Source organism: Nocardia sp. NPDC049149 (assembly GCF_043197455.1).
Classification (GTDB): domain Bacteria; phylum Actinomycetota; class Actinomycetes; order Mycobacteriales; family Mycobacteriaceae; genus Nocardia.
The window spans coordinates 328,048-347,455 of record NZ_JBICTD010000007.1; the positions used below are offsets into that span (position 1 = coordinate 328,048).

Consider the following 19,408-nt stretch of genomic DNA (forward strand, 5'->3'; position numbering starts at 1 on the left):
GGAGAGTTCTTGCGCGGGAGCCGATCACGACACCACCCGCTGTAGCTCATGCTGCAACGCGTCGAGCTCGGCGCCGCCCGCCATCTGCCTGGTGAGCTCCGGCAGGTCGATCTCCGACTTCTCATACGAACCGAGCATCGTGCCGCGCTTGAGCAACAGGAAACGGTCACCGACCGGGAAGGCGTGGTGTGGGTTGTGGGTGATCAGGATGACCCCGAGGCCGCGATCACGCGCCTGCACCACATATTTCAGCACCACCCCGGCCTGCTTCACGCCGAGTGCGGCGGTCGGCTCGTCCAAGATCAGCACCTTGGCGCCGTAGTGCACCGCACGCGCGATGGCGACGCACTGGCGCTGGCCGCCGGACAGCGTGCCGACCGGCTGCTCCATGTCGCGGAGCTCGATGCCCATGTCCACCAACCCTTGTCGGGCGATCTCGCGGCCCTTGGTGCGGTCGAGCAGGCGCAGCGGTCCGAAGCCGACCGTCGGCTCCGAGCCGAGCACGAAGTTGCGCCAGACACTCATCAGCGGCACCACCGCCAGGTCTTGATAGACCGTCGCGATGCCGTGGTCCAAAGCCGCACGCGGCGAGGACAATCGGACCGACTGGCCATCGATCTTCAGGTCACCGCGGTCGTGCTGGTGCACGCCCGCCAAGATCTTGATGAGGGTCGACTTGCCCGCGCCGTTGTCGCCGAGGATGCAGGTGACCTGGCCGGCGTTGACCACGGTCGACACGTCTTGCAGCGCAATGACTCCGCCGTAGCTCTTGCCGACGCCGATGGCCTCGATGAGTGGAGTTGGTCCACCCGCCTGGCCGCCACTCGTCGAATCGCTCTGCGACGCTGTACTCATCGGCGTACCCTTTCGGCTCGCTTCTGGAATCTGTTGTTGACCAGCACCGCAGCGAGCAGCAGCACGCCGAGGAACAGCATGAACCAGTCGCTGTCCCAGCGCGCGAACACGATGCCCTGCCGTGCCATGCCGAAGATCAGCGCACCGATCGCCGCGCCGATCGCCGACCCGAAGCCGCCGGTCAGCAGGCAGCCACCGACGACGGCGGCGATGATGTAGTGCAGCTCCAGTCCGACACCCTGATTCGCCTGCACGCTGGTGAACCGGAGGATGCCGCAGGAGCCGACGACCCAACCGGCGAAGGCCGTGGTCATGAAGAGCACGATCTTCGTCCGGTCCGCTGGCACGCCGACGGCACGCGCGTTCGGCAGCGCGCCGCCCACCGCGAAGATCCAGTTGCCGAACCTGGTGCGCACCAGCACGATCGCCGCGATGATCGTCAACACGATCCACCAGATGACCGAAGCCTGGATCCGGGCGTCACCGATGTTCAACGTCGAGGCGAACACCCAGCCTGCCGAGTTGTAGCCGTCCGCGCTCCGAATGCCCGACACCTGAACGGTTCCGGTGACCAGGCGGGTGACGCCGAGGTTCAGGCCTTGCAGCGCAAGAAAAGTGCCGAGCGTGACGATGAAACTCGGCAAGCCCGTGCGCATCACGAGCCACCCGTTGAACGCGCCGACCGCCAGCGCGAGCACCAGCGAGGCCAGCAGCGCGAACCAGACGTTCCAGCCCGCGTGCACCGCGAGCAGCGCGGTGACCAGCGCGGTCGACGCGGTCATCACGCCGGCCGACAGATCGAATTCACCGCCGATCATCAGCAGTGCCACCGCGACCGCCATGATGCCGAGCGTGGACGAATCGTCCAGCCACGTCGCGACGCCGAGCGGGCTCAGGAAGCGGTCGGTGATGATCGAGAAGAACACGAACACGAGCAGCGCGCCGAGCGCGGCACCGATCTCCGGCCGGACGACCATGCGCTGCCACAGCGTCGGCCCTTCCGGCTGCGCGGCCGGCGTGGCCTCGGATGTCTTTGTGGTAACAGTCATTTCATCCACTCCTGACCTCAGCGCGTGCCCTGCGCGACGAGCGCGGCGACGGCATCGACGGTGCTCTTGTCGACGAAGGCCGGACCTGTCTGCACCGGCATGCCACCACCGACGGTGTTCAGGTTCGTCCGATAGGCCTGCAACAGCACCACCGGCAGATAGCCCTGCTGGTACTGCTGCTGGTCGACCGCGAACAGCAGCTTGCCCGCGCGGATGGCGTCGACGACATCCGTATTGAGGTCGAAGGTCGCGACCGTTGCGGCGGAACGGGATTCCTGCACGGCGTCCACGGCTCGCGCCGCGACCTGTGAGTTGAGGGTGAGCACCGCGTCGATGGAACGGTCGGCTTCCAAGGCGCCCTTGATCCTGGACTGGGCGTCGGTCGGGTTGTTGATGTCCACCTGCAGCGTGGTCGCGTTGCCGAAAGCCTTACTCGCGCCTTCGCAGCGCTGGTTGGCGCCGATGTTGCCGGCTTCGTGGATGACGCAGAGCATCTTGGTCTTCTTCGCCTCGGCGAGCCGCTTGCCCGCGGCCTGACCGGCGAGTCCCTCGCTCTGTCCCACGTGGCCGACGGCGTGCAGCTTGACGCTCTCGTCCTCGCCGGAGTTGATGGTCACCACCGGAATGCCCGCCCTGATCGCCTTTTCGATCGACACCCGCAGCGCGTCCGGGTTGGCCATCGAGACGACAAGCCCGTCGACGCCCTGCGCCACCGCGTTGTCGATCAGCTTCGCCTGCTGGCCGGGATCGCCGGACGAGTTGTACTCGACCCGGACGCCGAGGTCCTTGCCCGCCGCCTCGGCGCCGTTCTTGACCACGTTCCAGAAGGCGTCGCCAGGGCTGCCGTGCGTCACGACCGCGACTGAGCTCAATTTGCCTGCGGCAACCGGGGATTCCGTCGGTGCGGGCGCGTCCGCTCCCGGCCCGCTACACGCGGCGAGGACGGCGGCAACGGCGAGCCACGGCAGCAGCCGACGCCACCGTGTCCCGCGTTGAGGTCGAAGAGACATCGTTGTCATCACTTCCCAACTAGTTTCGTGCGGCGGCCGGTGCGAGACCCGCCAGGTGACGCAGGCTGCGTTCGGTATTGCGACTCGGCAACTCTGCCGAGTCGGTTGGCTGCAGTGCGGTGTCCTGCTCCATCACATACCATCCGCGGTAGCCTGCGGCGTTCATACACCGAACCAGCGCGGCGATGTCCACATCACCCTCGCCGAGCGGCACATACAGCCCGCGGCGCACCGCCTCGCTGTATTCCAGCGTGCCGCCGCGTACTTCGTCGGCGAGCGCGCTGCGCACGTCCTTGAGATGGACGTGCCCGATCCGGGTGGAGTGTCGCTCGGCCAGCCGCACCGGGTCGGTGCCGCCGATCAGCAGGTGTCCGGTGTCCAAGCAGAGGTCGAGATCCGAATCGGCAAGGAAGCGTTCGACTTCCGCCTCGCTCTCCACCTGCGTGCCGACATGCGGGTGCAGCACCGTGCGCAAGCCGTACGCCTCGGCGATATCGCGGATCGCGGCCGCGGTGTCGATCAGGGTGCGCCACTCGGTGTCACTGAGTGGTGGGCGCGCGTCATATCCGGCAAGTCCGGTGGCGGCCGCAAGCACCAGCACATCGCCGCCGGTCGCGGCGTACAGCGCGGCGGCCGCTTTCGCTTCGGCCAGCGCGGCTTCCGGCTCGGCATGCAGCACCATCGCCAGGAAGCCGCCCACCGAGCTGATCCCGAATGTCCCCAACAGCGCGCGCAACTCGTCCGGATCGCGCGGCAGATAGCCGGGCGGTCCGAGCTCGGTCGCGGAGAGGCCGAGCGCGGCCATCTCCGACAGCACGGTGTGTGCGTCGAGTACGTGACCCCAGCCGGGAACTTCGCAGACTCCCCAGGAGATTGGTGCGGCCGCGATGCGGAGCGGGTAGAGCGGTTCGGTCATCGGGACTTCTCCGACCTTCGATGTCGAGTTGGAGCGCTCCAAGCGATTGGAGCGCTCCAACTATGTAACGTGGGTCATAGTGTGTCAAGAGGTTGTCCTTTGCTGGAGATATGGCTACTACCAGGTAATATGCCGTTTTCCAGGCAAAACTTCGGAAACTCCCATCGGGACAATGTCTGATTAGAGCGCTCTATTGATTAGCGCGCGCCAACCTTGTAACGTCCGACACGGCACGGATCAACAAACGCGGAACGGAGGCGACATGGCGCGACCGACCATGGAAGACGTCGCCGAACGCGCAGGCGTCTCCCGCGCCCTCGTCTCCCTCGTCATGCGCAACTCACCCAAGGTGAGCGACCATCGCCGCCGCGCCGTGCTCGAAGCCGCCAAAGACCTGGGCTACCAGCCGGACATCATGGCGCGCTCGCTGGCCAGCCGAACCTCCAACATCGTCGGTGTCATGGTCTCCGACCTGCGCAACGCCTTCTTCGCCGACGTCGTCGAGGGAATGGACACGGCCGCACAGGAATCCGGCCTCGAACTCATCCTCAACACCGGCCGCCGCAGCGCCGCCCGTGAACGCACCGCCTTGGAAAGCCTGCTGTCGTTCCGCCCCGGCGGCGTCATCCTGCTCTCCCCGATCCTGCCCGCCGCCGCGATTCGCGATGCGGCACAACAGGCTCCGGTCGTGCTGGTCTCCCGGTCGTCCACGATCGCCGAGGTCGACACCGTCAACGACGACGGCGAAGTCGGCGCAGGCCTGGCCGTCGACCACCTGGTGTCCCTCGGCCACCGGCGCATCGTGCACCTCGACGGCGGCGCCGCCTTCACCTCCGCACCCCGCCGCAAGGGCTACCGGGCCGCCATGGAGCGACACTCGTTGGAGCCCATGATCATCCCGAGCGAGCACACCGACTCCGCAGGCATGGCCGCGGTGCAGAAGCTCCTCAACCTCTTCACCCGCGACAACTTCCCCACCGCCCTGGTATGCGGCAACGACTTCAACGCCGTCGGCGCCATGTCCGCACTGGAAGAAGCGGGTCTGCGCGTACCGGAAGACGTTTCGATAGTCGGCTACGACAACACCTCACTGGCCGCCCTACGCCATGTCTCCCTCACCACCATCGACCAGCCCCGAATCCAGATGGGCCGCTTGGCCATCGACGCACTGGTCGAACGCCTCCGCGAAGACCGCACCGACCCCATCCGGCGCCGCCTCGAACCTTCCCTCGTCGTCCGCGCGACGACCGGCGCCCCGCGCAACTGACCGCGCACGCGTGAAATCCCCACCACAAGTAGCTTTTTCACCAGGAGGAGACCCGATGACATCCCACAAAGCCGTCACCCTGGGCCTGGCAGGCACCGGCCGCATCGGCACCGCCCATGCCGAAACCCTCAAAAACCTCCCCAACGTCGCCAACGTCATCGTCGCCGACGCCGACGCCGATCGCGCCCGCACCACCGCAACCAAACTCGGTGTCGAATTCGCACCCGACCTCGATGCGCTGTTCGCCGCGGACCTCGACGGCGTCATCGTCACCACCGCCACCGACTCGCATCCCGAACTGATCGTCCGGGCGGTCGACGCCGGCCTGCCCGTCTTCTGTGAGAAGCCGGTGGCTGCCGATATCGACGGCACGCTCGCCGTCCTCAACCACATCCAGTCCTCTTCGGTACCAGTACAAATCGGCTTCCAACGTCGCTTCGACGCGGGCTACCGCGCTGCCCGTGCTGCCGTCGCGTCCGGCTCGCTCGGTTGGCTGCACACGCTCCGGGCGACCACCCTCGACCCGGCTCCCCCGCCCGCCGAGTACATCCCTCGCTCCGGCGGTATCTTCCGCGACTGCGGGGTGCACGATTTCGACATCATCCGCTGGGTCACCGGGCGCGAGGTGGTCGAGGTCTACGCGACCGGCGCGAACCGTGGAGAACAGTTCTTCGTCGACGCCGGCGACGTCGACACCGCCGCAGTATCGCTCCGCCTGGACGACAACACCCTCGCCACCGTCTCTTTGACCCGCTACAACGGTGCGGGATACGACGTCCGCCTCGAAGCCCTCGGCTCCAAAGCCAACGCCATCGTCGGGCTCGACGACCACTCCCCCCTCACCTCCGTCGAACCCGACTACCCCGCCTCCCCCTACCCCGCCTACCCCGGCTTCATGGACCGCTTCCGCAACGCCTACACCGAAGAACTAGTCGCCTTTGTCTCTGTCGTGACGGGCACCCTCGAAAATCCCTGCAGCCCAACCGATGCCCTCGAAGCCTTCTACGTAGCCGAAGCCTGCGAACTCTCCCGCGCCGAACGCCGGCCGGTCCAGATAGCCGAAGTCCGCCGCTGATCATCCGGAGTTGAAGGCCGCTCGCCATCCGCGGCCTTCAACGCACTCCGAGCACCACCCTCCGGTAGGCACTCTGGAGGTGCGGAGCGGCTTTACCGCTCAGGGCGCTTCGAGACTTCCGTTCAGCAGCACCCGCAGTTCGTCGGGATGCAACCACTGCGGCCGATAGTGAATCATCCTGTGGCAGTTGGAACACAACAGGATCAGATCCGACAACGTCGTCTTGGTCTCACCCGAAACATGCAGTGGTACAACATGGTGGCATTCGATGTACCCGGCACCATGCTCGCCGTACGAAGCTTCGAAGTCGAACCCACATACCTCACATCGCACACGATCTGCGGTCTCGAGGAACTTGGCAATCTTTCTCGACCGCAGGCGGCGATCTCGCTCACGACGGAAGTACCGCGTCGCCAGCAACCGACCCTCCCGGAACTCCACGCCCTCGGGGAAGGCGATGTCAACGGCAACATTCTCGCTGGGAGACGCGTCGAACTCATGCGCCGCCGCACCTGTCCGAATGGCCTGCGCCGCCATCCGCATCTCGGTCAGTGACGTCAGAAAGTCGTCCAGGACTGCACGATCCAGCCTCGACCCGCGGGTCTTTCCCCCTTGGTAGTCAGGATGAGCTGTGGCGATGTCGGCGGTCTTGCGAGAGACACTGCCGACGCTTCGAAACTTCGGAGAACGCAACTCTGGCGGATGAATCGGCAGACTGTTCAGCAGCGCCGACAGTTCGACAGCCCGATCATCTGTCTCCCGGACCTGCCGCCATCCGCCATCCACCATCAGGTCACAGGCGAGGATCAGCTCATCCCGAGTCCAATCTGGATCTGCCACCACGGTCATCAGAGTAGCGCCACAGTCGGACAGATCCAGACCGTGCACGCGGCGACATCAGTCCGCTCGACTGTCCCACACCGTCGTCGACTCACTCGCCGCATCGACTGACGTCACCAACCACTCAGCGCGATCAAGAAGCTCGTCGAAGGTTAGTATCTCGGGCTCGACGAGTTGGCGACGAAACAGCTCGAAAGAGCGAATCTTGTCCCGATGATGGCCTCCGCCCGCACCGAGGAGGCTGTCGAGGTTCCCGATGATCAGGTACGAACGAGGGCGAAGGAGGTACGTGAACTCGTCCGGAACGTCACTGCCATCGCTCGCTTGATCCTGCAGTCTTTCCCCAATTCCGATCACCGCCCGATGCACGGTGCCCTGAACCTGCGCAACACCCCCGGATAGCTCCGGGGAAGGAGACCAGCAGCCTGACCGATATTCAGTCCCCAGCAGGTCCTTTTTATGCGTCTTGAATTCCGCGAAGACCAATGACCTGATACGACCAGACGTGCGAAGCAAGGCATCGGTTCGCTTACCAACGCCAGAAATCGACGCACCTGCAACCACCTGCTCGAGCTTCTCGTCGCTCCACGAGGTCAGCAGCTGCCCCGCAAGCGAAACGCCGAAAATCCAGGGGTTGTCCTCGAAGAAGTGCTGCCAAACCCATTCTTCGCCTGCATGGTTCGGACGCTTGGACGCCTCCGCTTCGAAGTAGTCCTGGTCGGTCAACAATTGGCGAAACTTCTCGACCTGCCCCCTGCGATGGGCCATGGCCACGACATCGCGCGCGGCTTCGTCGTTGGTGATGAGCGTTCGGAACAGCTGCGGATCTCGACGATACGCGGCAACGAGCCGGTCTTCCTCGACATCGACGTCACGGACAACAGAATTACCGAATGCGGTACTCAGGATACGAATGAGATCAACGGCTATTTCCTTGTCGATCTGCATCGATTGGCTACTCTTGCGATGGGACTCCCGATCCCTTGAACCGAAGGTCGACAAGTGCAGAAGCGGACCGCCGTAATCATCTATCAGTTTGTACTCACACTCAACGCCTTTCTCAGGTAGATGCGCCTTGATCTCCTGCGTACTCGGCTTCAGCTTGAGAATGCGAGCCATAGACGAACTCCCTACCACAAGGACAATTCAGCCTCGCTCCCTCTTTCTCCCAGCGGAAGCGAAGCATCGCGCTACCAAATTGATTGTTGTAGCTACATGCTCGGCTGTCAATCATCACAGTTTGACCCCGACGAAGAAACTATCGGCAAGTTCGCTTGGACCAGCGATTTCAAGCGGATTTCAGAGAGCACTCACTGGATCAGCCAGCATCAGGCGGGGAGGAGGCGGGAGATTACTTCAGTCAACTGTTTGACGTTGCGGCATTCGTGCATGGTGATGTGGTCGGCGTACACGGTGGCGGCGGAGTCGCCGGTGGACCAGGAGGTGGCGGGCTCCGGGTTGAGCCAGTAGGCGTGTTTGGCGCGGTCGCACATCGACTGCAAGGCAGCGAGGTTGGGGTCGGTGCGGTTGGTGCGGGCGTCGCCGAGGATCAACAACGAGGTGCGGGGCCCGATGGCGTCCAGGTAGCTGTCGGTGAAACCCTGGAGGGATTCGCCGTAGTTGGAGCTGCCGTAGCGGGCTACGTTGGTGTCGCGGACTATTCGGGCGGCGGTGCCGGGGGCTGGGGGTTCACCACGGGTGAAGTAGTCGGTGATTTCGTCGCAGGTGTCGACGAAGCCGAAGCTGCGGACCTTGGTGAATTGGTCTTGGAGGGCTTGGATCAGTTGGAGGGTGAATTCGGCGAAGCCTGCTACCGAGCCGGAGAGGTCGGCTAGGACGACCAGGTCGGGTCGGCCGTGTTTGCGGGAGCGGAGGACGGGGTCGATGGGGACGCCGCCGGTGGCCATGGAGCGGCGGAGGGTGCGGCGCATGTCGATGTGGCCGCGGACGGATTTGCGGCGGCGGGCGGCTAGGCGGGTGGCTAGTTTGCGGGCCAAAGGGTGTACTAGGCGGCGCATTTCGGCTAGGTCTTGCTCGCGGGCGCCCAGGAAGTCGACCTGGTCGGTGCTGGATTGGACGCCTCGGCGGGCGATGTATTCGGTGCCGCGGAGTTGGGCGGAGCGGAGGCGGGCTTCGGATTGCAGGGCGGTGCGGAAGGCGGCGAGGCGGCGGTTGGCTTCGATGGTGTTGACCGTGGAGTCGAGTTGGTCAGTCCTACCCATGCCTGCGTCGATGAGGTCGATGAGGTCTTCTGGGCGAAGGGTTTTCAGAGTCAGGTAGGAGGACCAGCCTGCGCCGGAGGCGGTGGTGACGGGGGTGGTCGATTGGCCGGAGCCTGCTCCCCCGTACGCGCCGAGTTCGGTCAGGGCTTGGCGAGCGAGGTCGGCGGTGGCGCCGGGATCGTCCGCGGAGAGGGCATCCACCAGGCGATCACGAAGCGACTCAATGGATTCCGGGGTTGCGGGGGACGCGGCTTGCGGCTGCTCTGTGGTCAGGAAGTAGAGGTCGAAGAGTTGGTCGAAGACGGCGCGTTGGCCGTTTCGGCGGAGGAGACACGCAGCCATGCCTGAGCGCAGACGGTTTCGATCGGAAAGCCCGAGTGCGAGCATGGCTTTCGCGGCGTCGATGGTTTCGCTGGGGCCTGCGGTGATGCCGTGATCGCGGAGCAGGGTCACGAACTCGACGAGGCGGTCGGTCATCACCTCGGGCGGTTGCTGCGAACGTCCCTGCTGCGACGGCGCGGTCATGGTGCTGCCCGCCCAGGCGTCACGTCGACGATGGTCCCCCTGGCCAATCCGACCGAGACACGACCACGATGTTCCAAGAGGATCAGTCCTGTGCTCATTTCGCCGCACCCTCGTCGTTCGGCGAATCCGACAACCGGAGTCGTTCGGTCGCGATGCGATGGTCCGCTTGGTATTTCAAGAGCACACCGAGGGTCGATCGGATGACGTTGTTGGATAGCGTCCGCGTCCCGAGCGCAACCAAAGTCTTTGCCCAGTCAACGGTTTCAGCGATGGACGGCGATTTGCGCAGCGAGAGTTCCCGTAACGCGCCGACAACCCGGACCACCGGTTCACCCAACGCTTCGTCGAGCTCCGGCACCTTCATCCGAACAATGGCCCGTTCCAATTCAGCTGTCGGATAGTCGATGTGGAGGTACAGGCAGCGACGCTTCAAGGCCTCGGACAGCTCGCGGTTGGCATTGGACGTGACGAAAACGAAGGGCGTGCGGACCGCAGTGATGGTGCCGAGTTCGGGAATGCTCACCTGATAGTCGCCGAGCACCTCGAGCAGGAGACCTTCGAGTTCGACGTCGGCCTTGTCGAGTTCGTCGATGAGCAGCACGGTGGGGTTCGGGTTGCGGATGGCGGCGAGCAGCGGGCGCTCCAGCAGGAATTCCTCGGTGAAGACGTGGTCGCGGGTGTCGTTCCAGCCTTCGCGCTCGGTGGTGATGCGGAGCAGCTGTTTGGCGTGGTTCCATTCGTAGAGGGCACGCGCCTCGTCGATGCCCTCGTAGCACTGCAGGCGAATGAGGTCGGCGCTGGTCGCGGCGGCGACGGCCTTGGCCAGCTCGGTCTTGCCGACGCCTGCCGGCCCCTCGATCAGGAGGGGCTTGCCGAGGTGGCCTGCGAGGTAGACGGCGGTGGCGATGTCGGTGGACGGGAGGTAGCCGGCATCGGTGAGCCGCCGGGTCACCTCGTCGACGGAGCCGAAGAACTTACTCATCAGTAGACAGTCTAGGACCATGGGAGATCGCGGGCTTGATCTGAACCGCACTCGAGGTTCTACGGTCGGAGCATGATCTTCACCGACGTCGAACGCACCTATCTCGCCGGCCAGCGACTCGCCAGGCTCGCCACCGTTTCAGCTGCGGGCGGACCGCAAGTCGTTCCGCTCGGCTTCCAGCTCAACGACGACGACACGATCGATATAGGCGGACCGAATCACACTGCGACGCAACGTTATCGGAACATCCTCAAGAATCCGAGGGTCAGCCTGCTCATCGATGACATGACGCCGGACGAGCCGGGGGCACTGAAGCCGGGCTGGGGTCGCGGCATCGAGATCCGCGGTGTGGTGGAGACATTGACCGTCGACGAACCGCCGGTCGCGCCGGAGTGGTTCTCCCGCGACATCCTTCGAATCCACCCGCGCTGGGTGAAGAGCTGGAACATCGACCCGGACAACATCGAAGGCGGGTCACGCAAGGTGGATTAGCGAGCAGGCGGCACGATTCAGAGCGACAGACCACCGCCAGTGTTTCGCCGCACACGACCGCATACGGCGAGTTTCCATCCCGAGTACGCCGAAGGCTTGCTGATAACGTGCCTGGGAAGCCCGACCCGCACGGCTTCGACACCGACCTCGAGCACCGCGGAGGACTCACATGGAAACGATGCTCGCCGCTCGCCTGCATCTCCCGTCGCACACCCTGTCCATGGCGCAGGTCCCCAAGCCGGTCCCCGGCCAGGGTGAGGTCCTGATCAAGGTCGAGGCGGCCGGGGTGTGCCTGTCCGACGTGCATCTCATCGACGGCAGCATCCAGCCGAGCCTCTTGCGAGGCGACACCGTCACGCTCGGCCACGAGGTCGCCGGAACGGTCGCTGAACTGGGCCCCGACGTCACCCGCCTCGCCGTCGGCGACCGGGTCGTGCTCCAAGCGGGCGAGGAACGTGACGGCGTGATCTACACCCGCGGCGTCGACTACGACGGCGGCTGGGCCGAATACGCGCTGGCGACCGCGAGCACGGTGCTCCGGATACCGGACAGCTTGTCGTTCGAGCAGGCGGCGATCATCCCGGACGCGGTCTCGACGCCGTGGGCGGCGATCACGGTCACCGGCGAGGTCAAGCCCGCGCAGGCGGTCGGCGTGTGGGGTGTCGGCGGGCTCGGCGCGCACGCGGTGCAGTTGCTGCGCACGGTCGGCGCCTACCCGATCATCGCGGTCGACCCGAATGCGGCCGCCCGCGCCCGCGCCGCCGAGTTCGGCGCCGACCTGGTGCTCGACGCCGCCGACCCGGAGCTGCGGAAGAAGATCGGCGCGGTCACCGAGGGCAAGGGCATCACCGTCGCGTTCGACTTCGCCGGTGTGCCTGCCGTGCGCGAACAAGCGGTCCGCGTGCTGGCCTACCAGGGCAGGCTGGTCCTCGTCGGCATCGTCAACGCACCGCTGACCGTCACGCACAGCGCGCCGTTCTTGGTTGCCCAGCAACAGATTCGCGGCCACTACGGTTCCGAAGTCACGCACGTCCCCGAGCTGGTGCGGCTGACCGAGGGTGGCCGGCTCGATCTTTCGCGTTCGATCAGCGGGACGTTCCCGTTGGCCGAGGCAGCGGAGGTCGTCGACAGGCTCGTCCGCAAAGAGGGCGATCCGATCCGACTCATCTTGCGCCCCTGACGGATCGGAGCCCGCATGCTTATCGCGATCGCCGCGACCATGATCGTCATCCTGGTGTGGTCGTGCCTGTCGAAGTCGATGGTCCGCTGGAAGGTGACCGCACCGCTCGCGATGGTGGTGGTCGGCATGCTGGTCGGCTGGACCAGCGATCACTGGCTGGCCGCGGCGATCAATACCGATGCGGCGCTGCGGATTGTCGAGTTCTTGCTCGCTCTGTTCCTGTTCAGCGACGCCACCGAGGTCCGGAATGGCTTGGCCGAGCGCAAGACCGGCGTCATGCGGCTGTTGTTCCTCGCCTTCCCGTTGAGTTTGGTTGCGGCGGTGCTGCTCGGCGGCGTGCTGCTGCCGGGCAGTCCGTGGCCGTTGATCCTGGTGATCGCGTGCATCGTGGTGCCGATCGATCTGGTGCCCACCCAGACGCTGGTCCGGGATCCCCGTGTGCCCGAACGGGTTCGGCATGCGCTCAATGTGGAAAGTGGGTTCAACGACGGGCTGGTGGCACCGATCTTCCTGTTCGCGTTGGCGGCCGCGGAGACCAGCGCACGCTCGGATCAGGCCATGCATGCGCTCGGGCAGGCGGTGCCTGCCGTGTTGAAATCGGTGCTCGTCGGCGTACCGATCGGCGCGGCCGCCGGATACTTCATGTACCTGGCGGTCAGCAAGGGGTGGACGGACGGTCGCGCCGTCCGCATCGGAACGCTGGCAGTACCGGTGCTGACCTTCAGTCTTGCGGTCTGGCTCGACGGCAACGGTTTCGTCGCGGCGTTCCTCGCCGGCGTCGCCTACCGCGAAATGCGGCGGGAGGTTCCCGGTGAGCCGCTGGAACTGACCGAGGACGTCACCGAATTCTGCAGCCTGGCCATGTGGTTCGCGGTCGGCAATGTCGCTGCGGCGAGTTTGTCGTGGCTCAGCTGGCAGGTCCTGCTGTACGGGCTGCTCGCACTGACGCTGGTTCGCAGCATTCCGGTGGCGATCTCGATGCTCGGCTCGAACTTCACGCGGCACGAACGGCTGCTGCTCGGTTTGTTCGGTCCGCGCGGCGTGGCGTCGATCGTGTTCGCGCTCATCGCATTCAACAAACTTCAGCAGGAAAATGACGCCTACCTCGTCATCGGCACCACCCTGGTCGTCGTTGTCGGCAGCGTCGTCCTCCACGGCGTCGGCGCGCCCCTCGTAGTGGACTGGCACGACCGCAAACGCACCCGCGAGGGCGCGCAGAAACCTGCCTGACCACGAGTGGCACATGGCTGCGGCAAAGTGCGAGAAGACCTCTCCGTGGTGTGCCACTCGTCGCGGCTCGGGGTGTACCCCTAGTACCCGAGAGTGAAATTTTCGGCGGTGGGGATAGCGCCCGTGACGTTTCGGGCGAAATGCGCGAGGGTGGAGCCGTGTGGTCGTGCTCCGCAGGGTTTGCCGGGGGCGCTTCGCGAGGCGGCGACGACACGAACGATCCCGACCTGTTCGCGGGTGTCGCAGGCGATCGCTGTGCGCCACACCGTGAGCGGACCCGCAGCGGGGGATGGTGAACGAACTGTTCACCGCAGAGTGAAAGGATCCATGTTGTTCTCCACACCCAAGTCCACGACGGCACGCCGCGTGCTGGCCCGAGCGGCCGTCGCCGGTGCGATCGTCGTTATGCCGTTGACGGCGTTGGCCATTCCCGCCTCGGCAGACGCGAACCTCGGCATTCCTGGCGTCACCGATGTCAGTGATCGGCCGAACCACGACCGCCGCAACCGCGACCGGCCGAACCACGATCGGCCGAATCACCACCGCCCGAACCACGATCGCGACTGCGACGACTTCTTGTTCAGGGACTGGTATTGCGACGACGACAACCCGTTCGATCACCGCTACGACGACCCGTTCTGGCGGTTCCGCCACGACCGGCCGAGCGGGCTGTTCGGCAGCAGCTAAAACCCGATGGCCCGGCACTTTCCAGGTGCCGGGCCGTCGTCAGGCGCTGAACTCGGTCAGCGACAACACGTTTGCGTCCGGGTCGGTGAACCATGCGATCTTGTCGCCGCCTGGCGTTGTCCACACGCCGTCCTCGTCCTGTCCCATCCCGTCGTACCGACGGAACTCGACACCGCGCGCGACGAGCTCCGCGACGGTGCCCGCGATATCGGACACGGTCCACCCGAGCACCGTAAACGGTTGCGGCACAAGACTCTCCACTGCGGTGACCCGAATCATGGCGTTACCCCCGCGCAGCACGCACGCGAACGGCGTCACCTCGGCGACCTCCAGCCCGAGCACGTCCCCGTAGAACCGACGCGACCGTTCCAGGTCCGTCGACGGCGCGAAACCAATGACCTCAGCGGCAGTGAGCAGCGTCATGCCCGGAGACTACCCCGGCACAACAGCGGCCCAGCACCGAAAGGGTGCCGGGCCGCTGTCCGTTGGAAACTCAGGCGGTTTCGGTGATGGGGCGGTCGACCCAGCTCATCAGGCCGCGGAGCTTGGCGCCGGTGACCTCGATGGGGTGCTCGGCGTTGGCCTTACGCAGGGCCTCGAGCTCCTTGTTGCCGCCTTCGACGTTGGCGACGAGGCGCTTGACGAACGAGCCGTCCTGGATGTCCTTGAGGATGTCCTGCATGCGCTTCTTGGTGTCGGCGTCGATGACCCGCGGGCCCGACAGGTAGCCACCGAATTCGGCGGTGTCGGAAACCGAGTAGTTCATCCGCGCGATGCCACCCTCGTACATCAGGTCGACGATGAGCTTGAGCTCGTGCAGCACCTCGAAGTAGGCCATCTCGGGCGCGTAGCCTGCCTCGACCATGACCTCGAATCCGGTCTTGACCAGCTCTTCGGTGCCACCACAGAGCACGGCCTGCTCGCCGAACAGGTCGGTCTCGGTCTCTTCCTTGAAGGTGGTCTTGATGACGCCTGCCCGCGCGCCACCGATCGCCTTGGCGTAGGACAGCGCCAGCGCCTGGCCCTCACCCTTCGGGTCCTGATCGACGGCGATCAGCGCGGGAACACCCTTGCCGTCGACGAACTGACGACGCACCAGGTGGCCGGGGCCCTTCGGCGCGACCATCGCGACGGTGATGAAGGCGGGTGCCTTGATCAGACCGAAGTGGATGTTGAGGCCGTGGCCGAAGAACAGCGCGTCGCCGTCCTTGAGGTTGGGCTCGATGTCGTTGGTGAAGATCGACGCCTGCGCGGTGTCGGGCGCGAGCACCATGATCACGTCGGCCCACGCCGAAACCTCGGCGGGGGTACCGACGGTCAGGCCCGCCTCTTCGGCCTTCGGCCGCGACTTCGAACCCTCCGCGAGGCCGACCCTGACCTCGACGCCGGAGTCGCGCAGGCTCAGCGAGTGCGCGTGGCCCTGGCTGCCGTAACCGATCACCGCGACCTTGCGGCCCTGGATGATCGACAGGTCGGCGTCGTCGTCGTAGAACATCTCGACTGCCACTGGTTGGTTCCCTTCTGGATACTGTGCTTAGGTCAAAGTTGTTTAGTTGGAAGCGATTACGCGAGCGCTAGCGAGTCGCCGTGATCGACTTGGGCCCGCGGCCGACCGCGACGACGCCGGACTGCACGATCTCCCGGATTCCGTACGGTTCCAGCATGCGCAGCAGCGCGTCGAGCTTGGACCGGGTCCCGGTCGCCTCGACGGTGAGTGCGTCCGGGGAGACGTCGATCACTTTCGCCCGGAAGAGCGTAACCGCCTCGATCACCTGGGTCCGCACGCTGGCGTCGGCGCGGACCTTGACCAGGATCAGTTCGCGGGCCACCGAGGTGTCGGAGTCCTGCTCGACGATCTTGATGACGTTCACCAGCTTGTTGAGCTGCTTGGTGACCTGCTCGAGCGGCAGGTCCTCGACGGTGACGACGATGGTCATCCGGGAGATCTCGGGGAGCTCGGTGCCGCCGACCGCGAGCGATTCGATGTTGAAGCCGCGGCGGGAGAACAGCGCCGCGACCCGTGCCAGCACGCCCGGCTTGTCCTCGACAAGCACACTCAGGGTGTGGGTCGTACTCATGCCTGCACCTCGCTGGCGCTCGGTTCCGGCATGACTACGACCAGCGTAGCTGTGTTGATGGTTCGCTCGCTGCGCTCGCTCACTGGTCGTTCCCCTTGCTCTTGTCGTGCACCATCGCCTCGTGGATGACCGCGGGCTCGGAAGCCGCCTCGTCGTCGTCGAACAGCGGACGGATGCCGTGGGCGGCCATGATCTCGTCGTTGCTGGTGCCCGCGGCGACCATCGGCCACACCTGGGCGTCCTTGCCGACGATGAAGTCGATCACCACGGGACGGTCGGTGATGGCCTGCGCCTCGCGGATCGCGGCCTCCACATCCTCCTCGCGCTCGACCCGGATGCCGTGGCAGCCAAGGGCTTCCGCGAGCTTCACGAAGTCGGGGATGCGCAGGGTGTGCGTGCCGAGATCGGTGTTGGAGTAGCGCTCCTCGTAGAACAGGGTCTGCCACTGGCGGACCATGCCGAGGTTGCCGTTGTTGATCAGCGCAACCTTGATCGGCACGCCTTCGACGGCACAGGTGGCCAGCTCCTGGTTGGTCATCTGGAAGCAGCCGTCACCGTCGACCGCCCACACCTCTTTGTCCGGCGCGCCCATCTTGGCGCCCATCGCGGCGGGGACGGCGTAGCCCATGGTGCCGAGGCCGCCGGAATTCAGCCAGGTGCGCGGCTTTTCGTACTTGATGAACTGTGCGGCCCACATCTGGTGCTGGCCGACGCCCGCACAGTAGATCGCGTCGGGTCCGGCCAGGCGGCCGAGCGCCTCGATGACGAACTCGGGCGAGAGCGAACCGTCCTTGGGCGCGGTCCAGCCGAGCGGGTAGCTCTTGCGGACGCCGTCCAGGTACTTCCACCATTCGGTGAGGTCGAGCAGCGGCGACTTGATGGCCGGGTCGGCCTTCAGCGTCTCGATCAGCTCGATGATCACCTCGCGGCAGTCGCCGACGATCGGGACGTCCGCGTGCCGGTTCTTGCCGATCTCGGCCGGGTCGATATCGGCGTGGATCACCCTGGCGTCGGGCGCGAACGAGTCGAGCTGGCCGGTGACCCGGTCGTCGAAGCGGGCGCCGAGGGTGATCAGCAGGTCCGAACGTTGCAGTGCCGCAACGGCTCCCACGGTGCCGTGCATGCCTGGCATGCCCATGTTGAGCTGGTGGCTGTCCGGGAACGCGCCGCGGGCCATCAGCGTGGTGACGACGGGGATGCCGGTCAGCTCGGCCAGTTCGAGCAGCTCGGGCGAGGCGTCGGCCTTGATCACGCCGCCGCCGACGTAGAGCACGGGCGACTTGCTCTCCAAGATCATCCGCGCCGCCTCGCGCACCTGCTTGCCGTGCGGCTTGGTCACCGGACGGTAGCCGGGCAGCCGCATCTCCGGCGGCCAGCTGAAGGTCGTCTGCATCTGCAGCACGTCCTTCGGGATGTCGACGAGCACGGCGCCGGGGCGGCCGCTGGCGGCCAGGTAGAAGGCCTCGGCGATGATGCGCGGGATGTCGATGCCCTCGGTGATGAGGAAGTTGTGCTTGGTGATCGGCATGGTGATGCCGGAGATATCGGCTTCCTGGAAAGCATCCGTGCCGATCAGGCCGCGGCCGACCTGGCCGGTGATCGCGACAATCGGCACCGAGTCCATCTGCGCGTCCGCGATCGGGGTCACCAGGTTGGTCGCGCCAGGCCCCGAGGTCGCCATGCAGACGCCGACCTTGCCGGTGGCCTGGGCGTAGCCGGTCGCCGCGTGCCCGGCGCCCTGCTCGTGGCGGACCAGCACGTGGCGGACCTTGGTCGAGTCGAACAGCGGGTCGTAGACCGGGAGAATCGCGCCGCCGGGAATGCCGAATACCGTGTCGACGCCGAGCTCTTCGAGCGAACGGACGACCGACTGCGCGCCGGTGACCCGCTCGGGCGGGACCTGGCGGCGGTTGGCCGCTGTCGTCGAACTGCCGGCCTGCGTGCTCGGCTGATTCGCCGAGGGCGCTGGCCTACGGGCCGAAGGCCCGGGCCGTGCGGTAGGTGCACTCACCGTCTTGTTCCTAACTGCTTGTCGTTCTGACCCCGGATTTGTGTCTGGCATGCGGTGTCCTTGCGACTTGCCATGCCGGACATTTCGTCCGAACACAAAAAAGCCCCCGACAGCCATGGCTGTTCGAGGGTGGCGCGTCGCAACGCGAGCTGACGTATTCGACTCAGATAGTCAGGCTCAACGCTGGACGCGCCGGCCGATTACGAGAAGCTCGTTTCGATTCACGCGCATGACGTTAAGCGGGCGTGAACCGATGAGTCAAACAGCTGACTCGTGGCGTCCCATTATGTGGGACAGTGCGGTTGCTTGTGTCCGTTCACCAGGATGCGAGGATGGTGGTGTGTCATCACCGCATCAGTCCGTGCCACCGGCTAAATCGTCCCATACCGCCACTGCGGGATCGGACACGGGTAGCGTGTCGACCCCCCGTGTGATCCGCATCCCACGCCTGGCGTTCCTAGGTGTGTTCATCCTTCTGATGTGCGTGTTCTTCGCGTTCGTCGGGTGGCCCGCCGGGTTGTGGTGGTTGCTGCTGATTCCCGTACTGGTCGGTGTGTGGGTGTGGCGGACGCAGACGACCGTTTCCGAGAGCGGATTGGATTTGCGGACGATGTTCGGGTCGCGGCATCTGGACTGGTCTCAGTTGAAGGGGGTCCGTATCCCGAAGCGTGGATACGTGCGCGCCGATCTGATCGACGGGACCGAGGTGAAATTGCCCGCGGTGAGTTATGACCGGGTGCGCGATTTAGCGGCGGCGTCGCACGGGCGGATTCCGGATCCGTACGCGGTGCCCGCAGAGGACAAACCGGCGAGCGCGAAGAAGGACGAGACCGCGGCTCAGGACACCACTCAGCAACAGGCAACCTCCGAGGACGACGCTGCGGACAACACCGAAAAGGGCAGCGCGGAGTAGCGCACGCGCCAGCAACCGGAACAATTGCCGACGGTAGGATGTTGTCGGCTCATGCGGTGACGTGTCGGACAACCGA

19 protein-coding genes are annotated in these 19,408 nt (G+C 65.5%); 7 read left to right on the forward strand and 12 right to left on the reverse strand.

Features of this window, described 5'->3' with window-relative positions:
* Positions 1-24: 24 nt before the first annotated feature.
* Genes ACGFNJ_RS29155 through ACGFNJ_RS29170 form a run of 4 tightly spaced genes read right to left on the reverse strand, consistent with a single transcriptional unit; the run spans position 25 to position 3,830 of the window.
* On the reverse strand, positions 25-855 hold the full coding sequence (locus ACGFNJ_RS29155; protein WP_393454977.1) for an ATP-binding cassette domain-containing protein: 831 nt from the start codon (positions 853-855) through the stop codon (positions 25-27).
* Complete coding sequence (locus ACGFNJ_RS29160) at positions 852-1,904, reverse strand: ABC transporter permease (protein WP_393454980.1); 1,053 nt, start codon at positions 1,902-1,904, stop codon at positions 852-854. Before ACGFNJ_RS29160 ends, ACGFNJ_RS29155 begins: the two co-directional genes overlap by 4 nt.
* Before the next feature lie 17 nt (positions 1,905-1,921).
* Positions 1,922-2,914 (reverse strand): sugar ABC transporter substrate-binding protein, encoded by a 993-nt coding sequence (locus ACGFNJ_RS29165; RefSeq protein WP_393454983.1) that lies wholly within the window; start codon positions 2,912-2,914, stop codon positions 1,922-1,924.
* Between the two features lie 19 nt (positions 2,915-2,933).
* Positions 2,934-3,830, reverse strand: coding sequence for a TIM barrel protein (locus ACGFNJ_RS29170; protein WP_393454986.1), 897 nt, complete (start codon positions 3,828-3,830; stop codon positions 2,934-2,936).
* Between the two features lie 262 nt (positions 3,831-4,092).
* Between ACGFNJ_RS29170 and ACGFNJ_RS29175 the strand changes: the two genes are divergently transcribed.
* Complete coding sequence (locus tag ACGFNJ_RS29175) at positions 4,093-5,097, forward strand: LacI family DNA-binding transcriptional regulator (protein WP_393454988.1); 1,005 nt, start codon at positions 4,093-4,095, stop codon at positions 5,095-5,097.
* 55 nt (positions 5,098-5,152) lie between these two features.
* Entirely contained in the window at positions 5,153-6,172 is a 1,020-nt protein-coding gene (locus tag ACGFNJ_RS29180; protein ID WP_393454991.1) for a Gfo/Idh/MocA family oxidoreductase, read from the forward strand.
* A gap of 99 nt (positions 6,173-6,271) precedes the next feature.
* On the opposite strand, the gene ACGFNJ_RS29185 is transcribed toward ACGFNJ_RS29180, so the two are convergent.
* From ACGFNJ_RS29185 to ACGFNJ_RS29200, 4 genes are all read right to left on the reverse strand, one after another.
* Positions 6,272-7,021, reverse strand: a complete 750-nt coding sequence (locus tag ACGFNJ_RS29185; RefSeq protein WP_393454994.1) for an HNH endonuclease — start codon at positions 7,019-7,021, stop codon at positions 6,272-6,274.
* Positions 7,022-7,069: 48 nt separating this feature from the next.
* Positions 7,070-8,131, reverse strand: coding sequence for a Shedu immune nuclease family protein (locus ACGFNJ_RS29190; protein ID WP_393454996.1), 1,062 nt, complete (start codon positions 8,129-8,131; stop codon positions 7,070-7,072).
* A 209-nt stretch (positions 8,132-8,340) separates the two neighbouring features.
* A complete protein-coding gene (locus tag ACGFNJ_RS29195; protein ID WP_393454998.1) occupies positions 8,341-9,759 on the reverse strand; it encodes a VWA domain-containing protein in 1,419 nt (472 codons plus the stop codon).
* A gap of 94 nt (positions 9,760-9,853) precedes the next feature.
* Positions 9,854-10,741 carry an AAA family ATPase gene (locus ACGFNJ_RS29200; protein ID WP_393455001.1) on the reverse strand — a complete coding sequence of 296 codons (888 nt, stop codon included), beginning with the start codon at positions 10,739-10,741 and terminating at the stop codon, positions 9,854-9,856.
* Positions 10,742-10,813: 72 nt separating this feature from the next.
* On the opposite strand from ACGFNJ_RS29200, the gene ACGFNJ_RS29205 reads away from it, so the two are divergent.
* The 4 genes from ACGFNJ_RS29205 (at position 10,814) to ACGFNJ_RS29220 (ending at position 14,330) form a co-directional block, all read left to right on the forward strand.
* Positions 10,814-11,233 carry a PPOX class F420-dependent oxidoreductase gene (locus tag ACGFNJ_RS29205; RefSeq protein WP_393455004.1) on the forward strand — a complete coding sequence of 140 codons (420 nt, stop codon included), beginning with the start codon at positions 10,814-10,816 and terminating at the stop codon, positions 11,231-11,233.
* 169 nt (positions 11,234-11,402) lie between these two features.
* Entirely contained in the window at positions 11,403-12,413 is a 1,011-nt protein-coding gene (locus tag ACGFNJ_RS29210) for a zinc-binding dehydrogenase (RefSeq protein ID WP_393455007.1), read from the forward strand.
* 15 nt (positions 12,414-12,428) lie between these two features.
* A complete protein-coding gene (locus tag ACGFNJ_RS29215) occupies positions 12,429-13,643 on the forward strand; it encodes a cation:proton antiporter (RefSeq protein ID WP_393455010.1) in 1,215 nt (404 codons plus the stop codon).
* A 327-nt stretch (positions 13,644-13,970) separates the two neighbouring features.
* Positions 13,971-14,330 (forward strand): hypothetical protein, encoded by a 360-nt coding sequence (locus tag ACGFNJ_RS29220; protein WP_393455013.1) that lies wholly within the window; start codon positions 13,971-13,973, stop codon positions 14,328-14,330.
* A gap of 39 nt (positions 14,331-14,369) precedes the next feature.
* Here the strand turns inward: ACGFNJ_RS29220 and ACGFNJ_RS29225 are convergent, their stop codons facing one another.
* From ACGFNJ_RS29225 to ACGFNJ_RS29240, 4 genes are all read right to left on the reverse strand, one after another.
* On the reverse strand, positions 14,370-14,753 hold the full coding sequence (locus ACGFNJ_RS29225; protein ID WP_393455016.1) for a VOC family protein: 384 nt from the start codon (positions 14,751-14,753) through the stop codon (positions 14,370-14,372).
* Positions 14,754-14,823: 70 nt separating this feature from the next.
* Positions 14,824-15,825, reverse strand: coding sequence for a ketol-acid reductoisomerase (gene ilvC / locus ACGFNJ_RS29230; RefSeq protein WP_174567710.1), 1,002 nt, complete (start codon positions 15,823-15,825; stop codon positions 14,824-14,826).
* Between the two features lie 79 nt (positions 15,826-15,904).
* Positions 15,905-16,408: an acetolactate synthase small subunit gene (gene ilvN / locus ACGFNJ_RS29235; RefSeq protein WP_014987182.1), complete on the reverse strand. Its 504-nt coding sequence runs from the start codon at positions 16,406-16,408 to the stop codon at positions 15,905-15,907.
* Positions 16,409-16,487: 79 nt separating this feature from the next.
* Positions 16,488-18,419, reverse strand: a complete 1,932-nt coding sequence (locus tag ACGFNJ_RS29240; RefSeq protein ID WP_393455020.1) for an acetolactate synthase large subunit — start codon at positions 18,417-18,419, stop codon at positions 16,488-16,490.
* Between the two features lie 415 nt (positions 18,420-18,834).
* On the opposite strand from ACGFNJ_RS29240, the gene ACGFNJ_RS29245 reads away from it, so the two are divergent.
* Positions 18,835-19,332: a PH domain-containing protein gene (locus tag ACGFNJ_RS29245; RefSeq protein ID WP_393455023.1), complete on the forward strand. Its 498-nt coding sequence runs from the start codon at positions 18,835-18,837 to the stop codon at positions 19,330-19,332.
* Positions 19,333-19,408 lie beyond the last annotated feature (76 nt).

Excerpts from the sequence above, each read along its gene's own strand:
- ACGFNJ_RS29190 (WP_393454996.1), bottom strand. The coding sequence starts at position 8,131 with ATGGCTCGCATTCTCAAGCTGAAGCCGAGTACGCAGGAGATCAAGGCG.
- ACGFNJ_RS29175 (WP_393454988.1), top strand. The coding sequence starts at position 4,093 with ATGGCGCGACCGACCATGGAAGACGTCGCCGAACGCGCAGGCGTCTCC.
- ACGFNJ_RS29180 (WP_393454991.1), top strand. The coding sequence starts at position 5,153 with ATGACATCCCACAAAGCCGTCACCCTGGGCCTGGCAGGCACCGGCCGC.
- ACGFNJ_RS29165 (WP_393454983.1), bottom strand. The coding sequence starts at position 2,914 with ATGTCTCTTCGACCTCAACGCGGGACACGGTGGCGTCGGCTGCTGCCG.
- ACGFNJ_RS29215 (WP_393455010.1), top strand. The coding sequence starts at position 12,429 with ATGCTTATCGCGATCGCCGCGACCATGATCGTCATCCTGGTGTGGTCG.
- ACGFNJ_RS29185 (WP_393454994.1), bottom strand. The coding sequence starts at position 7,021 with ATGACCGTGGTGGCAGATCCAGATTGGACTCGGGATGAGCTGATCCTC.
- ACGFNJ_RS29200 (WP_393455001.1), bottom strand. The coding sequence starts at position 10,741 with ATGAGTAAGTTCTTCGGCTCCGTCGACGAGGTGACCCGGCGGCTCACC.
- ACGFNJ_RS29220 (WP_393455013.1), top strand. The coding sequence starts at position 13,971 with ATGTTGTTCTCCACACCCAAGTCCACGACGGCACGCCGCGTGCTGGCC.
- ACGFNJ_RS29210 (WP_393455007.1), top strand. The coding sequence starts at position 11,403 with ATGGAAACGATGCTCGCCGCTCGCCTGCATCTCCCGTCGCACACCCTG.
- ACGFNJ_RS29225 (WP_393455016.1), bottom strand. The coding sequence starts at position 14,753 with ATGACGCTGCTCACTGCCGCTGAGGTCATTGGTTTCGCGCCGTCGACG.
- ACGFNJ_RS29160 (WP_393454980.1), bottom strand. The coding sequence starts at position 1,904 with ATGACTGTTACCACAAAGACATCCGAGGCCACGCCGGCCGCGCAGCCG.
- ilvC (WP_174567710.1), bottom strand. The coding sequence starts at position 15,825 with ATGTTCTACGACGACGACGCCGACCTGTCGATCATCCAGGGCCGCAAG.
- ACGFNJ_RS29155 (WP_393454977.1), bottom strand. The coding sequence starts at position 855 with ATGAGTACAGCGTCGCAGAGCGATTCGACGAGTGGCGGCCAGGCGGGT.
- ACGFNJ_RS29170 (WP_393454986.1), bottom strand. The coding sequence starts at position 3,830 with ATGACCGAACCGCTCTACCCGCTCCGCATCGCGGCCGCACCAATCTCC.
- ACGFNJ_RS29195 (WP_393454998.1), bottom strand. The coding sequence starts at position 9,759 with ATGACCGCGCCGTCGCAGCAGGGACGTTCGCAGCAACCGCCCGAGGTG.
- ACGFNJ_RS29205 (WP_393455004.1), top strand. The coding sequence starts at position 10,814 with ATGATCTTCACCGACGTCGAACGCACCTATCTCGCCGGCCAGCGACTC.
- ilvN (WP_014987182.1), bottom strand. The coding sequence starts at position 16,408 with ATGAGTACGACCCACACCCTGAGTGTGCTTGTCGAGGACAAGCCGGGC.